General features: G+C 72.1%; 16 protein-coding genes and 1 riboswitch. Of the genes, 12 read left to right on the forward strand and 4 right to left on the reverse strand.

Annotated elements, in window-relative coordinates; genetic code table 11:
* Window positions 1–37: 37 nt before the first annotated feature.
* Complete coding sequence (locus tag OG776_RS24685; RefSeq protein WP_148012470.1) at window positions 38–481, reverse strand: hypothetical protein; 444 nt, start codon at window positions 479–481, stop codon at window positions 38–40.
* Between the two features lie 416 nt (window positions 482–897).
* Between OG776_RS24685 and OG776_RS24690 the strand changes: the two genes are divergently transcribed.
* Both OG776_RS24690 and OG776_RS24695 read left to right on the forward strand, forming a co-directional pair.
* On the forward strand, window positions 898–1779 hold the full coding sequence (locus tag OG776_RS24690) for a hypothetical protein (RefSeq protein WP_329322541.1): 882 nt from the start codon (window positions 898–900) through the stop codon (window positions 1777–1779).
* A 4-nt stretch (window positions 1780–1783) separates the two neighbouring features.
* Complete coding sequence (locus OG776_RS24695; protein ID WP_329322542.1) at window positions 1784–3484, forward strand: insulinase family protein; 1701 nt, start codon at window positions 1784–1786, stop codon at window positions 3482–3484.
* Window positions 3485–3559: 75 nt separating this feature from the next.
* Here OG776_RS24695 and OG776_RS24700 read toward each other — a convergent pair whose 3' ends face one another.
* Complete coding sequence (locus tag OG776_RS24700) at window positions 3560–3964, reverse strand: hypothetical protein (protein WP_148012473.1); 405 nt, start codon at window positions 3962–3964, stop codon at window positions 3560–3562.
* An 89-nt stretch (window positions 3965–4053) separates the two neighbouring features.
* Window positions 4054–4794: a hypothetical protein gene (locus OG776_RS24705; protein ID WP_329322543.1), complete on the reverse strand. Its 741-nt coding sequence runs from the start codon at window positions 4792–4794 to the stop codon at window positions 4054–4056.
* Window positions 4795–5207: 413 nt separating this feature from the next.
* Here OG776_RS24705 and OG776_RS24710 point away from each other — a divergent pair, with 413 nt between their 5' ends.
* From OG776_RS24710 to OG776_RS24725, 4 genes are all read left to right on the forward strand, one after another.
* A complete protein-coding gene (locus tag OG776_RS24710; RefSeq protein ID WP_329322544.1) occupies window positions 5208–6035 on the forward strand; it encodes a glycoside hydrolase domain-containing protein in 828 nt (275 codons plus the stop codon).
* A gap of 139 nt (window positions 6036–6174) precedes the next feature.
* Window positions 6175–6834 (forward strand): hypothetical protein, encoded by a 660-nt coding sequence (locus tag OG776_RS24715; protein WP_261994859.1) that lies wholly within the window; start codon window positions 6175–6177, stop codon window positions 6832–6834.
* Between the two features lie 169 nt (window positions 6835–7003).
* The gene (locus tag OG776_RS24720) at window positions 7004–7663 is read left to right on the forward strand and encodes a SurA N-terminal domain-containing protein (protein WP_148012476.1); all 660 of its coding nucleotides are present in this window, start codon (window positions 7004–7006) and stop codon (window positions 7661–7663) included.
* A 76-nt stretch (window positions 7664–7739) separates the two neighbouring features.
* The gene (locus tag OG776_RS24725; protein ID WP_329322545.1) at window positions 7740–8759 is read left to right on the forward strand and encodes a nucleoside triphosphate pyrophosphohydrolase; all 1020 of its coding nucleotides are present in this window, start codon (window positions 7740–7742) and stop codon (window positions 8757–8759) included.
* A gap of 82 nt (window positions 8760–8841) precedes the next feature.
* Here OG776_RS24725 and OG776_RS24730 read toward each other — a convergent pair whose 3' ends face one another.
* The gene (locus tag OG776_RS24730; RefSeq protein WP_148012478.1) at window positions 8842–10053 is read right to left on the reverse strand and encodes a globin domain-containing protein; all 1212 of its coding nucleotides are present in this window, start codon (window positions 10051–10053) and stop codon (window positions 8842–8844) included.
* Window positions 10054–10209: 156 nt separating this feature from the next.
* Between OG776_RS24730 and OG776_RS24735 the strand changes: the two genes are divergently transcribed.
* The 6 genes from OG776_RS24735 (at window position 10210) to OG776_RS24760 (ending at window position 16612) form a co-directional block, all read left to right on the forward strand.
* The gene (locus OG776_RS24735; RefSeq protein ID WP_329322546.1) at window positions 10210–11481 is read left to right on the forward strand and encodes a cytochrome P450 family protein; all 1272 of its coding nucleotides are present in this window, start codon (window positions 10210–10212) and stop codon (window positions 11479–11481) included.
* A 239-nt stretch (window positions 11482–11720) separates the two neighbouring features.
* Window positions 11721–12740: a transglycosylase family protein gene (locus OG776_RS24740; RefSeq protein ID WP_148008776.1), complete on the forward strand. Its 1020-nt coding sequence runs from the start codon at window positions 11721–11723 to the stop codon at window positions 12738–12740.
* Window positions 12741–12923: 183 nt separating this feature from the next.
* Window positions 12924–13087, forward strand: a riboswitch (cyclic di-AMP (ydaO/yuaA leader).
* Window positions 13088–13091: 4 nt separating this feature from the next.
* Entirely contained in the window at window positions 13092–13778 is a 687-nt protein-coding gene (locus OG776_RS24745) for a transglycosylase family protein (protein WP_329322547.1), read from the forward strand.
* 282 nt (window positions 13779–14060) lie between these two features.
* A complete protein-coding gene (gene eno, locus OG776_RS24750; RefSeq protein ID WP_148008774.1) occupies window positions 14061–15347 on the forward strand; it encodes a phosphopyruvate hydratase in 1287 nt (428 codons plus the stop codon).
* 99 nt (window positions 15348–15446) lie between these two features.
* Window positions 15447–15923 carry an FtsB family cell division protein gene (locus OG776_RS24755; RefSeq protein ID WP_329322548.1) on the forward strand — a complete coding sequence of 159 codons (477 nt, stop codon included), beginning with the start codon at window positions 15447–15449 and terminating at the stop codon, window positions 15921–15923.
* A 131-nt stretch (window positions 15924–16054) separates the two neighbouring features.
* On the forward strand, window positions 16055–16612 hold the full coding sequence (locus OG776_RS24760; RefSeq protein ID WP_329322549.1) for a DUF501 domain-containing protein: 558 nt from the start codon (window positions 16055–16057) through the stop codon (window positions 16610–16612).
* Window positions 16613–16671 lie beyond the last annotated feature (59 nt).

Here is a 16671-nt window from a genome sequence, read left to right on the forward strand (position 1 = left end):
GCCTTCGCGGGAATTCCCGCGGACGGGGATCCGGAGTTCAGCGCGTGACCGGGAGATGCGAGACGAACTGGCGGCCGTCCGCGCGGTGCTGGGCGGGGAAGGTCAGTTTGAGGCCCTGTATCTGTTCCACGACGGACAGTTGGGTTATCAGGGTGAGGCCGAAGAGGCCCTTCTTCGTCGCGCCGACGGAGACATAGGGGCGAGGCAGGTTCATCACGAGTTTTCCGGGCTTTCCGCCGTTGTTCCCGTCGAAGAACAGCAGGCGCTGGTCGGTCAGGGCGATGTACAGCGGACGCGGTCTGACCGTGGCCGTCACCGTTCCGGCCGTGAGGACGCCGACCACCGCCGCGGTGAGCACCTGCCGGCGGACGGACACCGTGCCGACCGCCGCCAGCGTGGCGAGTTCGATCCGTTCCCCCTGGAGCAGCAAGGGTCCCGTGGCCTCCAGCAGTTGACGTCGGCGGCGCGAGTTGAGGGACACGGGGACTCCTTGGTATTCAGAAAGAAAGGCAGAGGGAAAAGCCGCGCAAAGAGAGCGCAATGGCGGAGCAAAAGAACCCACGGCGATGCCGACGGGCGGGTGAGCGAGTGCGTGGGGGCGCGCTGTCGAACGGGGATGCGTGCGAGCGCGGCACGGCAGATTTGCCAGGCGGAGTATATAGCCGCCGGGGAATGGGCGCAGCCCTCGGACACCGCGGACACGGGTGGGACGAGGGAAGTCGCGCCCCACGAACCCTTGCCCGCCGAAGTCCCTTACGCGCCGCGGAATTACCGCATCGGGTATCCACTTGCCCGGTTGTCACAGACCTCGCTTAAGATCCGCGCCATGTCACCCCAAGCACCGCCCCTCTCACCCCCGATTTCGAGCTCTCCTCGGCCTTTCCCGAGGCCGGCTGGTTGCGGCAGGCCGTCGCCGCGGGGGACTGGGCCGGGATCAGGCAGTACGCGGACGGGCTCCCGCAGGGCGTCGACAGGTCCTTCCTCGTCGGCGTGATCGCCGACATCCCCGGGGTGGAACACCCGCTGCGCGAGATGGTCGCCGCGGCCCCCCATGACGTACTGGCCCTGACACTGCTCGGGACGCGGGAAGTGAAGCTGGGCTGGGAGATCCGCAGCAGCGCGCGCGCCAAGGACGTCAGCCGGGAGCAGTTCGCGGGACTGCACGCGCATCTGCGGCAGGCGGAGCAGCTGCTCATCCGGGCCACCGCCCTGGACCCGGCGTACGACGCGGCCTGGGCCTCGCGTCTGACCACCGCCATGGGGCTGCAGCTCGGGCAGAACGAGGCACGGCGCCGCTACGACCGGCTGGCCGCCCACCATCCGCACCACTACACCGGACAGGCGCGGCTGCTCCAGCAGTTGTGCCCCAAGTGGAGCGGCAGCTGGGAGGCGGCGCACGGCTTCGCCCGTGAGTGCCTGCTGAGCGCGCCGGGAGGGTCGCTCAGCGGCGGTCTGGTGGCGGAGGCGCATGTGGAGCACTGGCTCGACCGTCCCGCCGGGCAGGAGCGGACCGCGTACCTGCGCCAGTCCCATGTCCATTCCGAACTCGTCGAGGCCGCCGAACGGTCCGTGCTGCACCCGCACTACCGGCCGGCGTACGGCTGGGTCATGGTGCAGGGCAACTTCGCGGCGCTCTTCTCGCTGATCGGGGACACCGCCCGCGCCGCCACGCACTTCCGCGCGCTCGGCAACCTCGCCTCCGAGTACCCCTGGACCTATCTCGGGAAGCCCGCGGAGGCCTACGTCAGACACCGCTCCGCCGCGTTCGGGAGAGGCTGAGCCGATGAGCCAGGCCCTGCACCACACCGAGGTCGACGGCATACCGACCCTCTTCGCGTACGCCACCGGGCCGATGCGCGCCGGACTGGTCTTCCGCGTCGGAGTCGCCGACGAGACCCTCGCCCGGTCCGGCATCACCCACCTCGTCGAGCATCTGGCCCTGCACCGCCAGGGACTCGCCGACCACCACTTCAACGGCGCGACCAAGGGCGCGTTCACCCACTTCCACGCGGAGGGCGCGGAGCACGAGATCGTCGCCTACCTGGAGGGCGTGTGCGCCTCCCTGACCGACCTGCCCATGGAGCGGCTGGAGACCGAGAAGGAGATCCTGCGCACCGAGGAGGCGCGCCGGGAACCCGGCCAACTGCCGCTGTGGCGCTACGGGGCGCAGGGGTACGGGCTGGTCAGCTACCCGGAATGGGGCGTGCGGGATCTGCGCCCGGACGACTTGCGGCACTGGGCGGGGACCTGGTTCACCCGGGACAACGCCGTGCTGTGGATCGCGGGCGAACGCCTGCCGGCCGGGCTCTCGCTCAAGCTGCCCGCCGGCCGGCGCCACGCGATGCCCGCCGTCACCTCGGCCCTGCCCACCACCCCCGCCTATTTCTCGGACGGCAAGGGCGGTGTCCTGCTGGACAGCGTGGTGGCCGATTCCACCGCGGCCCGGCTGTACGCGGGCGTGCTGGAGCGGGAGTTGTCCCGGGCGCTGCGGCAGGAGGGCGGCTACTCGTACACGGCCGCCACCGACTACACGTCACGACGGGACGGCTTCGCGGTCGTCACCGCCTTCGCGGACGCGCTGCCCGCGAAACAGGACGCGGTGCTGGGCGGTTTCGTGGACGTCCTCGCGGCGCTGCGGGCCGGCCGGATCGCGCAGGGCGACCTGGACGCCGTACGGGCCCGCGCCGACGCCTCGCTGACCGCGCACGACGCGGCGGTCCGGCGGCTGCCCGGCGCCGCGGAGGACCTTCTCGCGCACCGTCCGCCGCGCGGGTTCGACGAGCTGCGGTCCGAACTGTGGGCCGTCACCCCGGGGCATCTGTACGGGGTGGCGCTGGAGGCCGCCGGGACCGCCCTGTTGCAGGCGCCCGCGGGTCATGACGCCGACTGGGCCGGGTACACGGCGGCGCCGACGGGCTCGTCGTACGCGGCCACGGGGACCACGTTCGCCTCTCGGCACAAGGGCGGTCCGTCGCTGATCGTGGGGAGCGAGGGCGTCAGCGTGACGACGGGCGACCGGACGGCCACCGTGCTCCACCGCGCGTGCGCCGCCGTGCTCAACTGGCCCGACGGCGGACGCCGGTTCATCGGTCTCGACGGGCTGTCCGTGGAGGTGGAGCCGGGGCTGTACGGCGTCGACGCGCACACGATGGCGACCGTCGACGCCGCGGTGCACCCGAGCGCGGTGGTCCGGCTGCCGCCCCGGCAGCCGCGACCGGGGACGGACGGGGGCGAAGGGACCGGTGCGCAGGCGCGCGGCAAGGCACCGGTCCGGCGCACCGGCGGGCAGACCGCGCTGCTGGTCGTCTTCGGTCTCCTCGCGGGGCTGTGGTCCCTGCCGGCCCTCGCGTACACCGTTTTCGGCTTCTCCGACCCGGAGACCTCCCTCGGCGAATGGGCGGCGGTCACCGTCTTCCTCTGGGGGATCGGCGCGCTGCTGGCCTGGCCCGCCGTACGGGTCCTGCGGAACACCCGGCGCGGCTGAGGGGCACCGGGCGGGGCCGGAACCGCCCGGCCGGGCGGTCCGTGGAGCCCCGCCGGTGCCGGCCGCGCGCATCCGCTAGCGCAGGTACGGGTTGCCCTGCACCGGGCCGGCCTGCCCGTGCGCGGGGCCCTGCACGGGCCCCCGCAGCTGACCGGGCACCGGACCCTGGCCGGCCGCCGCGTACCTGGGCTGCCGTCTGTCGAACACCGCGAACAGCAGCATGCCCACGGCCATGCCGATGCAGACCAGCGCGACCAGTCCGAGGATGGGGTCACCCGTGTCGCTCTGGTCGGTGGTCGCCCACGGCAGCGTCACCACCTCGTACAGCAGGAACGCGGCGAAGGCACCCCAGTCCGAGCGCCGCCGGCGGCGGATCGCCACGTACAGGAACGGCACCCAGACCAGCAGACCCAGCGACCCCACGGCGAGAACCGACCAGGCGATCCGCTGGGCCCAGCCGGCCTCCAGGCGTTTGTCCATGCTCACTGTCAAGACCCCCGAGAATCCCCGGAGCCGCCCCAAGACACTCCGGGGACACCCTCCGAGCCGTCATGTTCCCACTAGGGAGGTCATGCGCGCTGGTGTTCGGCCCGCAGGGACGTGACGATCCTCGCGGCGAGCTTCCCGGCCGTGGCCGCTCCGTTGTCGTGCCCGTCGGTGGAGAGGACGCTGACGACGTCGGTGCCGGAGCGTACGGCGATCAGGGTCGTGCCGTTCTGCCAGGCGCTGTCGGTCAGGGTGAGGGTGTACGCCGCGTCGCCCAGGCCGGGGGCGGCGGAGCCGGTGACCTTCACCCGGCTGTGGGTCTGCGCGTCGGTGAAGGTCGTGCAGGCGGCGGCGGTCTTCTCCAGGTCCTTCAGCACCTTGGCCGAGGTCGTGCCGCGGAAGGTGTCGATCTCCTGGGCGATGTCCTCCGACGTGGTCCTGCTGACGTAGTCGTTCTGCGCGAAGGACACCCCGGAGACGCCGGTGACGGATATCCAGCTGGTGCCGCCGAGCAGGGAGCAGTCGGGCTTCGGCACCGCGGACGCGGAGGGCGCGGTGTACGTCGCCCCGGAGTCACGGACACCGTCGGGGTCGACCGAGAAGCCCGCGGCGAAGAAGGACGCGGGCGCCAGTGCCTTCTTCAGCCGGGCGCCCGTCAGCAGACCGGCGTCGGGGTCCTCGGCCGCCTTCGTCGGGGCGGCGGAAGGACGGCCCGAGGTGCCGGAGGTGCCGGAGGTGCCGGAGGAACAGGCCGCCAGGGCCAGCGGGAGCACCGCGGCGGCGAACAGGGTGCCGGCGGCGCGGTACGGAGACGGGTGGCGCATGTGGATCTTCGAGTCCTCTGTGAGACGGGTGGCGGCTGTGGAGCCGAGCGGACTCTAGGGGAGCGCACACCACGCACAGGTCATGCATAGGTCATGTACAGGCCATGCATGGGTCTGGGGGTGCCAAAGATCCGCCGCAGGGCCCGGGGGGACAGGTCGGCACCGTCTCTGATCTGGCGTTCTTTGCGGTGACTTGAGGGAATCTTGTGGCGATCGAGACTTGGGTTTTCCCGGTGGTGGGGGAGGCGTCGGTTAGGGTGCGATCCGCCCCCGGCGCCGGGGGCCCGACACCGCTCGCCGGTGTGCCGGGGACGGGCGCCGCCTCAGGGGCTTCCTTCGCAGTTCTCAACTGTTCGCGGGCCGCGCGCGTTCACGCGTGGCGCCGTCCGCGTTCGTCATGGATCGGGGTGGGGATGTCCAGTCATCGGATGTCCAAGAAGGGCCGTCACATCGCCTGGGCGACGGCGGGCGCCGCCGTGGTCGCGGGCGCCGGGATCGCGGCGCAGACGTCGATGGCCGCGACCACCTGGCCCGCCCAGCGCACCTACACGGGCCGCGCGTTCGACACCTGCGCCGCGCCCTCGCTGAACGCGATGAAGGCCTGGCACACCGGCTTCTACGGGGCGGCCGCCGTGTACATCGGCGGCAAGAACCGCGGCTGCGCCCAGCCCAACCTCACCGCGTCCTGGGTGAAGTCGGTGAGCGCGCTGGGCTGGAAGCTCATCCCGCTGTACGTCGGCGCCCAGCCCTCCTGCCAGACGGGCTCCAGCCCGGAGAAGCTCACCACGTCCGACGCCGCCTCGCTCGGCGCCACCGACGCCGCCGACGCGGTGGCCAAGGCGTCCGCGCTGGGGATGAAGGCGGGCAGCCCGATCTACCTGGACATGGAGTCGTACGACATCACGAACACGTCGTGCAACACCGCGACGCTGACCTACGTCCGGGCCTTCGACAAGACGCTCAACGCCAAGACGTACCGCGCCGGCTTCTACGGCTTCCGCAGCTCCAGCGCGAAGGCGATCGCCGACGCCACCGACCGCACGAACCTGCCGGGCAACCTCTGGTACGCGCTGTGGGACAAGCAGAACACCACGACCGCGGACTGGCCGTTCGGCGCCGACCGGTGGACCAACCACAGCCGCGCCCACCAGTACATGGTCAACAGCAAGGAGACGTACGGCGGTTACACCATCACGGTGGACCGGGACGCCTGGGACGCGCCGGTCGCCATCACCGGCTGAGCCCGACGACGCGGACGGCGGGGCGGGTGCCGTCCCGGCGCGCGCCCGGAAGGTCCGGCCCCGCCGGCCGGTCCGTCCGGGGACACGCCACGCCGGGCGGCGACGGGCGGCGGGGACGACAGGGAGCACGGGGCAGCCAGTGGTCAAGCGGGTCGGGCAGGTACCGCCGGCGCGGCGCGCGGAGACGACGCGCGGGGCGTCGCCGCGGCCACGGTTCACCACCGCCCTCCGGTCCGCGCGGCTGTGGCTCCAGGAGCTGGGCGGGTACACGATCGCCCTGCTGACGGTCGCGGTGGCCGTGGTGGCGGCCGTCGCCGTCACCGGGTACCTCCTCTCCCGAGCGGAGACCGGGCGGCGGCCGCCCGACACCGGGGCCCGGTCCTCCAAGGACGTCGACGCCTGTCTGCTCACCGGCGAGGACGGGATCACGGCCGGGACCACGGCGGCCCAGGTCTGGCAGGGCATGCGGGACGCGTCCCTGAGGACCCGCGTGCGCGTGAGCCACGTACCGGTGACCGGGGAACAGTCCGCGGCCGGCGCGCGGCGCTCCCTCGACGGCCTGCTCCGGCGCTCCTGCGACGTGGTGCTCGCGGCCGGGACCCCCGAGGTCCAGGCCGCCGAGCGGGCCGCACCGCTGCACCGGACGGTGGCCTTCGTCCTCGTCGGCGACGGCGGGAACGGTTCGCGGGCCACCGGGAGCGGCGGGAACTCCGGCAACATCACCTTCGCGCGCCCCGGCGACGGGCTGCGGGCCGAGATCGCGGGCGCGGTCGAGCGACAGGCCGGCGCGCGCGGCTGACGGAGCGGCGGGGCCCGGGAACGAGGGGCACGTACCGCACGGGTGCGCGGTGGTACCCGAACTCTCCGCGAATCGTTGGTCGAATGGCTGGCCGAGAGCCGGGCCACTGCCTACCATCGATCACCGCAAGACTTTGTGCACCGCCGCACAATCTCCTCGGGAGGTTTCCTTGCACCGCCGCCGTCGCACCGCGTTCGTCCTCACCGCAGCGATCGTCGCCGCGGCCCCCCTCCTCACCGGGTGCGGCGGCGAGGCGCATCCAGGCGCCGCGGCCGTCGTCGGGGGCCAGCGGATCACCGTCGCCCAGCTGGAGGGCCGGGTGAACGAGGTGCGGTCGGCCCAGCGGGCCGCCACCAAGGACGAGACCCAGTACGAGCAGGCCATCGCCAAGAGCGGCAGCCTCACCCGCGACACCCTGCACGGCATGGTCCTCGACCACGTCCTCGACCGGGCGGCGAAGGACGCGGGCGTCAGCGTCACCCGCAAGGACGTCCAGCAGCTGCGGGCCTCCCTGGAACAGCAGGCGGGCGGCGCGCGCGGACTGGAGAACGTCTGGCTGCAGCAGTACGGCGTGGCACCGTCCCGTCTCGACGAGAACCTCCGCACCGAGATCGAGGCCCAGAAGGTCGCCGCCTCGCTCGGCGCCGACATGAACACCGCCGCCGGCAAGGCCACGTTCTGGAAGGCCATGTCCGAGGCCTCCAAGGAACTGCGCATCGACCTGAACCCGCGCTACGGCGCCTGGGACGTGCAGAAGAGCGGCCGGGTCGACGCGAAGACACCGTGGCTGCGGGAGGTCACACCGGCGGAAACCCCGCAGTCGGCGTGAGGACGCGGGTCCGGCGCCGGGACGGGGGCCTGTGGACAACTCCGGAGGCGTCGGCGGCGTGGGTTACGTTCGAGGGGTGAACGCAACCAGCCCCGACGCGACCGACCCGGCCGGCCCCGCCGCCCCCGGCCGTATCGTCCTGCTCACCACCAGCCACCGCGTCGCGCCCGGACTGCTGTCCTGGCCGGCCTGGCAGGCGCTGCGCGCAGCCGACCAGGTGCTGTGCGCGGACGGCGCGCATCCGCAGCTGCCCTACCTGCGGGAGGCCGGCGTCACCGTCGCCGAGCACTCCCCCGGCGCACAGGAGCTCGTCGACGCCTGTAGCGGCGGGCGCACGGTGGTGGTCGTGGCCACCGGCGAGGGCGAGCCCCGCCTCACCGACGGCCTCGCCCGGCTCGCCGGCTCCGGCCGGGTCCACATGCCGGAACTGGAGCTGCTGCCCGCCTCGTACGACCTGCCCGGCGCGCGTCTCCTCGACCTCGTCCAGGTCATGGACCGCATCCGCGTCGAATGCCCCTGGTCGTGCCGGCAGACCCACGAGGGCCTCGCGAAGTACGGGATCGAGGAGGCCTACGAGCTGGTCGAGGCGATCGAGGAGGGGGACCGGGACGAGCTGAGGGAAGAGCTCGGCGACGTCCTGCTCCAGGTGGTCTTCCACTCCCGGATCGCGGAGGAGGGCCGTCCCGAGGACGGCAGCGAGCCCTTCTCGATCGACGACGTGGCGGGCGGCATCGTCGCCAAGCTGATCCACCGCCACCCGCACGTGTTCGGCGACGAGACGGCCACCACCCCCGAAGAGGTCAAGGAACACTGGCTGCGCACGAAGGCCGAGGAGAAGCGCCGGACCTCCGTGACGGAGGGCATACCGCTGGGCCAGCCGGGCCTGGCGCTCGCGGCCAAGCTCGCCTCGCGGGCGCGCACGGCGGGACTCGACGTCGAGCTGCCCCGCGGTGAGGGCGTCGGGTACGAACTGCTGGCCGTGGCCGCGCGGGCCGAGGCCGAGGGCGTGGACCCGGAGGCGGCACTGCGGGCGGCGGCGCGGGCCTACCGGGACGCGATCCGCGCACGGGAGGGCTCCCCGGCGCTCGACGGCTGACACCGGACGCGACAGCCTCCGGACCCACGCGCCGCGCGGCCCCGCCCGCTCCGGGTTCACGCCGGGCGGGCCCGCTCCGGGATCACGCGTCCGGTGCGCGACCCGCCGGGTTGTGCCAGTTCGGCCGGGGCCGTTCGAGCAGCCACTCCGCAGCCCCCAGCGGGCGGCCGCGTCCCTCCGCGGCGGGCGGCAGCAGGTCGCGGAAGAGCCGGTCGGACGGGGTGCCCAGGCCGGGAAGAGCCGCACCGACCTCCTCGACGAACTGGGGCGGACCGGTCAGATAGACGTCGTGCCGGGCCCAGCCCGCCCGGTTGCCCAGCGCGGTCAGCAGCCGCTCGGTCGCCTGAGTCCTCGGGCGGCCGGGCGCCGGGGTGATGAAGGTGACGGCCAGCCGGGGCAGCCTCGCCTGCAGACGCTCCACGGCCGACCGGTCGTACAGGTACGAGGTGTCACGGGCGACGAGGAAGAGACGTGCCTCGCGCGCGGCGTCGAGCCGCTGCAGCAGCGCCTTGACCGGGGCCCACCCGGTGCCGGCCGCGATGAAGGTCAGCGGCCGTTCCACCGGTGTCCGCAGGGTCAGCCCGCCGCCCGCCGCGCCGAGCCGCAGGACGTCGCCCTCCCGGGTCTGCCGCACGAGAGCGGTGGAGAGCACCCCGTCCTCCACCCGGCTGACGTGCAGGTCGAGGCTGAGGTCGGCGCGCGGCGCGTTGCCGACGGAGTACGGCCGCCAGATGCCCGGCAGACCGGGGACGTTGACGCTGACGTACTGGCCCGGGAGGTAGCGCAGCCGCTCGTGCGGTCGCAGGGTCAGGACGACGAGGTCCTCGCCGTGCCGCGTCCGGGACACGACCTCGGCGTCCCACCAGGGCGGTTCACCCGCGTGCTGCGCCTCCCACGCGCCCTGCAGCATGACGTTCGCGATCGCCCCGTAGGCCTCGCCCCAGGCCTTCTCCGCCTCCGCGTTCCACGCCGACCCCGCGACGACGGCGAACGCCGCGACGAGACTCGCCCCCACGGCCGCGTAGTGCTCCGGCTCGACCAGGTACTTCCGGTGGTCGCGCCCCAGGTCCCTCAGATACCCGGGCAGCGCCGGGTCCTCCAGCCGTTCCAGTACGTACGTCAGCGCCGCGAACAACCGGTCCCGCTGCCGCTCCATGTCCCCCGGGTGGTCCAGCGGGAAGAGCCCGCGCACCTGCGGGCTGCACCGGAAGAGATGCGAGTAGAAGTACTTGACCGCGAACTCGGCCCGTCTCTCGACGACCGCGAAGCTGGATCTGAGTATCTCGGGGTCCACGGCGCGAATGTAGAGAGTCGTCGAGCCGCGGAGTCAAACGGCAGGTGATTTACGGACAGTCCGGGGTGAAGCCCGCACGCAGGCCGCGCCGGGGCGCCGTCCGGGCCCGTACGCCCTGCGGGCGCGGGGCGTACGGCCGCCGGATAACGTCGGGGAGTGACCGACCAGCCCCCGCCGCTCAGCCCCGCCCCCGAACTCTTCACCTGGGAGTTCGCCACCGACCCCTACCCGGCGTACGCCTGGCTGCGGGAGCACGCCCCCGTGCACCGGACGCGACTGCCCAGCGGGGTGGAGGCCTGGCTGGTCACCCGGTACGCGGACGCGAAGCAGGCGCTCGCGGACGGACGGCTCAGCAAGAACCCGGCCCACCACGACGAGCCCGCCCACGCGAAGGGCAGGACGGGCATCCCGGGCGAGCGCAAGGCCGAGCTGATGACCCATCTGCTCAACATCGACCCGCCGGACCACACCCGGCTGCGACGGCTCGTCAGCAAGGCGTTCACCCCGCGGCGGGTCGCCGAGTTCGCGCCGCGTGTGCAGGAGCTCACCGACCAGCTCATCGACCGGTTCCAGGAGCGGGGATCGGCCGACCTGATCCACGAGTTCGCGTTCCCGCTCCCCATCTACGCCATCTGCGAGCTGCTCGGCGTACCCCGCGAGGACCAGGACGACTTCCGGGACTGGGCGGGGATGATGATCCGGCACGGCGGCGGGCCGCGGGGCGGGGTCGGGCGGTCCGTCAAGAAGATGCGCGGGTATCTGGGCGAGCTCATCCACAAGAAGCGTGCCGCCCTGCCCGAGGTGCCCGCGCCCGGCGAGGACCTCATCTCCGGCCTCATCCGCGCCTCCGACCACGGCGAGCACCTCACCGAGAACGAGGCCGCCGCCATGGCCTTCATCCTGCTCTTCGCCGGGTTCGAGACCACGGTGAACCTGATCGGCAACGGCACCTACGCACTGCTCACCCACCCCGGTCAGCGGGAGCGGCTGCAGGCCTCCCTCGCCGCCGGGGAGAGGTCTCTGCTGGAGACGGGCGTCGAAGAACTCCTGCGCTACGACGGCCCGGTGGAGCTGGCCACGTGGCGGTTCGCGACCGAGGCGGTCCGTGTCGGCGGACAGGACATCGCGCCCGGCGACCCCGTGCTCGTCGTCCTCGCGGCTGCGGACCGTGACCCCGCCCGGTTCGCCGAGCCCGACACGCTCGACCTCTCGCGCCGTGACAACCAACACCTCGGCTACGGCCACGGCATCCACTACTGCCTCGGCGCGCCGCTCGCCCGGCTGGAGGGGCAGACCGCGCTGGCCACGCTCCTCACCCGGCTGCCGGATCTCCGACTCGCAGGCGATTCGGCTGATTTGCGATGGCGCGGCGGACTCATTATGCGTGGATTGCGGACACTACCGGTGGAGTTCACACCTGGTCGGTAGTCATGCGGCACTCGTACGGTGTCCAGGGGCCGGCCGGGGGGCGGGGCTCGGGTGGGCCGCAGCGGTGGTGGCGGATTATGAGGGTCCGGCCACGAAAAGGTGACGCGCCCTCAACTCTGTGATCTTCACGTGATCTGCGCTGCATCTGCTTGTGACAAGTGATCGAGTGCGACTACGTTCACCCCTCAACGAGGCTCACCAGCCGCGTAGTCACCCGCTGTCACGTGAAAGGCTCTCGCATGCTCTCCGGGAACGGCCGCCATCGTCGCCCCCGTCAGGCTCCGGCCCTCATCGTCGCCGCAGGGGTGACCGGATCTGCCATCGCCATCCCGCTGCTCGGCGCCGCCAGTGCGAACGCGGCCGACGGCACGACGTGGGACCGGGTCGCCGAGTGCGAGAGCGGCGGCCAGTGGAGCGCCGACAGCGACAACGGGTACTACGGCGGGCTGCAGTTGAGCCAGGAGAACTGGCAGCGGTACGGCGGGAGCAGGTACGCGCCGACCGCCGACGAGGCCAGCCGCTCACAGCAGATAGCCGTCGCCGAGAAGGTCCTGGCCGACCAGGGTCTCGCCGCCTGGCCGACCTGCGGCCCGCTCTCCGGGCTCAGCAAGGGCTCGGGAGAGGTCGCGGTCGACACGGGAGTGGCCGGAGACTCGTCGAGTTCCTCCGATTCCTCCGATTCCTCCGAATCATCCAGTTCCTCCGACGGGTCCGGCTCGCCGGCGGACTCGCTGGGAATCGGTGTCACCCCGTCCGGTTCGCCCCGTTCCGACTCGTCCTCATCCGATTCATCCGGCAAGACCGGGAACAGAACGGAATCGGACACGTCCTCGACCGAAGAGCCCGGCAGCGGGCACGAGACGGACGGCGTGGGCACGGAGCCGACGAAGCAAGGCGAATCGGGCAACTCGGGCCGCGACGGCGACGCTTCGGCGGCGACCGAGGGGGCCACCGCCGGTGCCGGGCGCCACCGCGGCGGCAGTGCCGCCGAGGACTCCGGCGACGACGCGGCCGACACCCGCGGCGACGACTTTGCCGCCCGGCACGCCTCGCGCGACTCCGGCGCCTCCCGCGCCGTCGTCGACGGCTCGTACGTCGTCCGCGACGGAGACAGCCTCTCGGCCATCGCCGACACCCTTGGCCTCGACGGCGGATGGGCCGGCCTCTATGCCGGGAACAAGGAGACGGTCGGCGCCGACCCGGACCTCATCCTCCCCGGTCAGAGCCTTGCAGTTGATGCTGAATCGGGCGAAAAGTAGCGGGAGTTCACGTCACGGTTCGCCGGTTAATGTCCGGTTTGGCGCAAGTGAGAGATGGATCTCAAAGGCCCTGATCGTCTTTGAAATTCCGCCGATCGACTGCTTACGGTCATCACCGCTCGCCACAGCGGGCCCCGACGGTCGCAACGCCGAATCCTGCCAGCGGCCGTACGGGAACAGTCGACGCGTCAAGCGCCGTAGGCAGGAGCGGGGGACCCAAGGTAAGCGCCGCACCCGGTAGTTGACCGGGAGCGGCTTGGGGTGAAGACGTGCGCCGAGAGCGCGCGGCCGGGCACTCACCCGCCCGAACCCGACAGCTCACCTCGCAGGCGTCGGTGAGGGGATCACTCGATGCTGTTTTCCAGCAAGGGCAAGCACCGCCGTCCGTCCAAGGCCACCCGTGTCGCCACGCTCGCCGGTGTCACCGGCGTGGCCATCGCCGCTCCGCTGATGGCGGCCGGCAACGCCTCCGCCGCCACCGCGTCCGAGTGGGACGCCGTCGCCCAGTGCGAGTCCGGCGGCAACTGGTCGATCAACACCGGCAACGGCTACTACGGCGGTCTGCAGTTCTCCGCCTCCACCTGGGCCGCGTACGGCGGCACCGCCTACGCCTCGACCGCCGACAAGGCCTCGAAGTCCCAGCAGATCACCATCGGCGAGAAGGTCCTCGCCGCGCAGGGCAAGGGTGCCTGGCCGACCTGTGGCACGGGCCTGTCCGGCGCCGCGTACACCGGTGGCGCGGCCGCCCCGGCCAAGCCCGCCGCCCCGGCCGAGCCGTCCGCCTCCACCCACTCGTCGGACACCGCCGCCTCCCGCTCGTCCGAGCGTCCGGCGGCCAAGAAGACCGTCACCACCCCGACCGGCAAGAAGGTCAAGAAGGGCGACGGCGAGTACAAGGTCGTCAAGGGCGACACCCTCAGCTCGATCGCCGAGAAGAAGAAGGTCAAGGGCGGCTGGCAGCACCTGTTCAAGCTGAACAAGGACATCATCGACGACGCGGACTTCATCTACCCGGGTCAGCAGCTCCACCTCGGCTGAGCAGGCCGGCCCCTGTCCCAGGGTCTCCGTGCCCGAGACCCGATGAGGGTCCGCCCCCGTCCCCACGGGCTCCCCGCCCCGGTGCGTCTTCCCCCGTACGCACCGGGGCGGGGCTTTTTGTTTCGAAGGGGAACAATATTTACCCTCAGTTCTGCTCAAGGGGTGGTCGAGCGGCTGGCCGATCGCTCCGGGCCGGTTAGGCTCATCCCGCGGAGCCGAACGCGGCCCCGTGCAGTGCGGGCCCCCGCCGGCCCGCGTACCCGCGTCACATCCCAGAAGGAGATGCTCGTGCCGTCCATCGACGTCGTCGTAGCCCGGGAAATCCTGGACTCCCGAGGCAACCCCACGGTCGAGGTCGAGGTCGGCCTCGACGACGGCAGCACGGGTCGTGCCGCCGTCCCCTCCGGCGCCTCCACGGGTGCCTTCGAGGCCATCGAGCTCCGTGACGGTGACCCCAACCGTTACCAGGGCAAGGGTGTCGAGAAGGCCGTCCTCGCCGTCATCGAGCAGATCGGTCCGGAGCTCGTCGGCTACGACGCCACCGAGCAGCGCCTGATCGACCAGGCCATGTTCGACCTGGACGCCACCGACAACAAGGGCTCGCTGGGCGCCAACGCCATCCTCGGCGTCTCGCTGGCCGTCGCGCACGCCGCCTCCGAGGCGTCCGACCTCCCGCTCTTCCGCTACCTGGGCGGCCCGAACGCGCACCTGCTGCCCGTTCCGATGATGAACATCCTGAACGGCGGCTCGCACGCCGACTCGAACGTGGACATCCAGGAGTTCATGATCGCCCCGATCGGCGCGGAGTCCTTCTCCGAAGCCCTGCGCTGGGGCGCCGAGGTGTACCACACCCTCAAGTCCGTCCTGAAGTCCAAGGGTCTGTCCACCGGCCTGGGCGACGAGGGCGGCTTCGCCCCGAACCTGGAGTCGAACCGCGCCGCGCTCGACCTCATCCTCGAGGCCATCAAGCAGGCCGGATACGTCCCCGGTGAGCAGATCGCGCTCGCGCTCGACGTCGCCGCGTCCGAGTTCTACAAGGACGGCAAGTACGAGTTCGAGGGCAAGTCCCGCTCGGCCGCCGAGATGACGGAGTACTACGAGGAGCTCGTCTCCGCGTACCCGCTCGTCTCCATCGAGGACCCGCTGTACGAGGACGACTGGGCCGGCTGGAACGTCATCACCCAGAAGCTGGGCGACAAGGTCCAGATCGTCGGCGACGACCTCTTCGTCACCAACCCCGAGCGCCTCGCCCGCGGCATCGAGGAGGGCTCCGCGAACGCCCTGCTCGTCAAGGTGAACCAGATCGGCTCGCTGACCGAGACCCTGGACGCCGTCGAGATGGCCCAGCGCAACGGCTTCAAGTGCATGATGTCCCACCGCTCCGGTGAGACCGAGGACGTCACCATCGCCGACCTCGCGGTCGCGGTGAACTGCGGCCAGATCAAGACCGGCGCCCCGGCCCGCTCGGACCGCGTCGCCAAGTACAACCAGCTGCTGCGCATCGAGGAGATCCTCGACGACGCCGCGGTGTACGCGGGCCGCTCCGCCTTCCCGCGCTTCAAGGGCTGACCCCGGCAGGGTTAAGGCTTAGCCAGTCGCACGTACGTCCCCGTACCCGGTCCCGTACCGTGTGCGGGGACGTACGCACGTGTGAAGGGGAGGCGGGACATGGCCGTGAAGGACCGGGACCGGTTCTCCACCGCGACCCGGCTGCGGCTGCTCGGCGAGCAGACGGCGGCCCGGGTCTACCGCTCCCAGACCAGGCGTCAGGCCCGGCGCTCGCGGCTGACCGGCCGGGCCGCGCTGCTGGCGCTCGTGGTCTGCTCCCTGATCGTGGCCCTCGCGTACCCGATAAGGCAGTACGTGTCCCAGCGCGCCGAGATCGCCGAGCTGCAGCGGCAGCAGGAACAGGCCCGCGCCCGTGTGGAACAGCTGCGTGACCTGAAGGCGCGCTGGCAGGACGACGCGTACGCCGAGCAGCGGATCCGGGAACGGCTGCACTACGTGATGCCGGGCGAGACCGGGTACGTCGTGATCGACCCGGACGCGGTGAAACAGTCGCGGACGGACCGGGGGACGGCCGCCCGCCCCTGGTACGCCAATGTCTGGGACGGCGTCGACAAGTCCGACCGCTCCGACCGGTGAGCGGGCGCGGACCGGTGAGCCGGAACGGCCGGTGACCCGCCCCGGGCCGCCGCTGAGCCGGCCCGGACCGGTGACACGACACGGACCGGTGAACGACAGAGAACGACAGAGAAAGTGACTTGAGCACAGGCATGGAAACGCCCCCGCCGCCCACCCCGCGGACCGAGCCGACCGACGCGGACGTCGAGGCCTTCAAGCAGCAGCTCGGCCGCCCGCCGCGCGGCCTGCGCGCCATCGCGCACCGCTGCCCCTGCGGCGAGCCGGACGTGGTGGAGACGGCGCCCCGGCTTCCCGACGGGACCCCGTTCCCGACGACGTACTACCTGACGTGCCCGCGCGCGGCCTCCGCGATCGGCACGCTGGAGGCCAACGGCGTCATGAAGGAGATGACGGAGCGTCTCGCCACCGACCCCGAACTGGCCGCCGCGTACCGGGCCGCGCACGAGGACTACATCGCGCGCCGCGACGCCATCGAGGTGCTCGCCGGGTTCCCGAGCGCGGGAGGCATGCCCGATCGGGTGAAGTGCCTGCACGTCCTGGTGGCGCACTCCCTGGCCGCGGGCCCCGGTGTGAACCCGCTGGGGGACGAGGCGCTCGCGATGCTGCCGGAGTGGTGGCGCAAGGGTGCGTGTGTCGTTCCCTCGCGGGCCGCGTCCGGCGGTCCCGGGGAGTCCCCGGCCGGCGAGTGACCTTCCCGTCCCCGGGGGCGCAGCCCCTCGGCCGGGTCCGGGGCTCCGCCCCGGGGACG

Source organism: Streptomyces sp. NBC_01689 (assembly GCF_036250675.1).
Classification (GTDB): domain Bacteria; phylum Actinomycetota; class Actinomycetes; order Streptomycetales; family Streptomycetaceae; genus Streptomyces.

Coding starts and splice junctions, on each gene's coding strand:
- OG776_RS24695 (WP_329322542.1), top strand. CDS start 1,784: ATGAGCCAGGCCCTGCACCACACCGAGGTCGACGGCATACCGACCCTC.
- OG776_RS24700 (WP_148012473.1), bottom strand. CDS start 3,964: ATGGACAAACGCCTGGAGGCCGGCTGGGCCCAGCGGATCGCCTGGTCG.
- OG776_RS24705 (WP_329322543.1), bottom strand. CDS start 4,794: ATGCGCCACCCGTCTCCGTACCGCGCCGCCGGCACCCTGTTCGCCGCC.
- OG776_RS24710 (WP_329322544.1), top strand. CDS start 5,208: ATGTCCAGTCATCGGATGTCCAAGAAGGGCCGTCACATCGCCTGGGCG.
- OG776_RS24740 (WP_148008776.1), top strand. CDS start 11,721: ATGCTCTCCGGGAACGGCCGCCATCGTCGCCCCCGTCAGGCTCCGGCC.
- OG776_RS24745 (WP_329322547.1), top strand. CDS start 13,092: ATGCTGTTTTCCAGCAAGGGCAAGCACCGCCGTCCGTCCAAGGCCACC.
- eno (WP_148008774.1), top strand. CDS start 14,061: ATGCTCGTGCCGTCCATCGACGTCGTCGTAGCCCGGGAAATCCTGGAC.
- OG776_RS24755 (WP_329322548.1), top strand. CDS start 15,447: ATGGCCGTGAAGGACCGGGACCGGTTCTCCACCGCGACCCGGCTGCGG.
- OG776_RS24760 (WP_329322549.1), top strand. CDS start 16,055: ATGGAAACGCCCCCGCCGCCCACCCCGCGGACCGAGCCGACCGACGCG.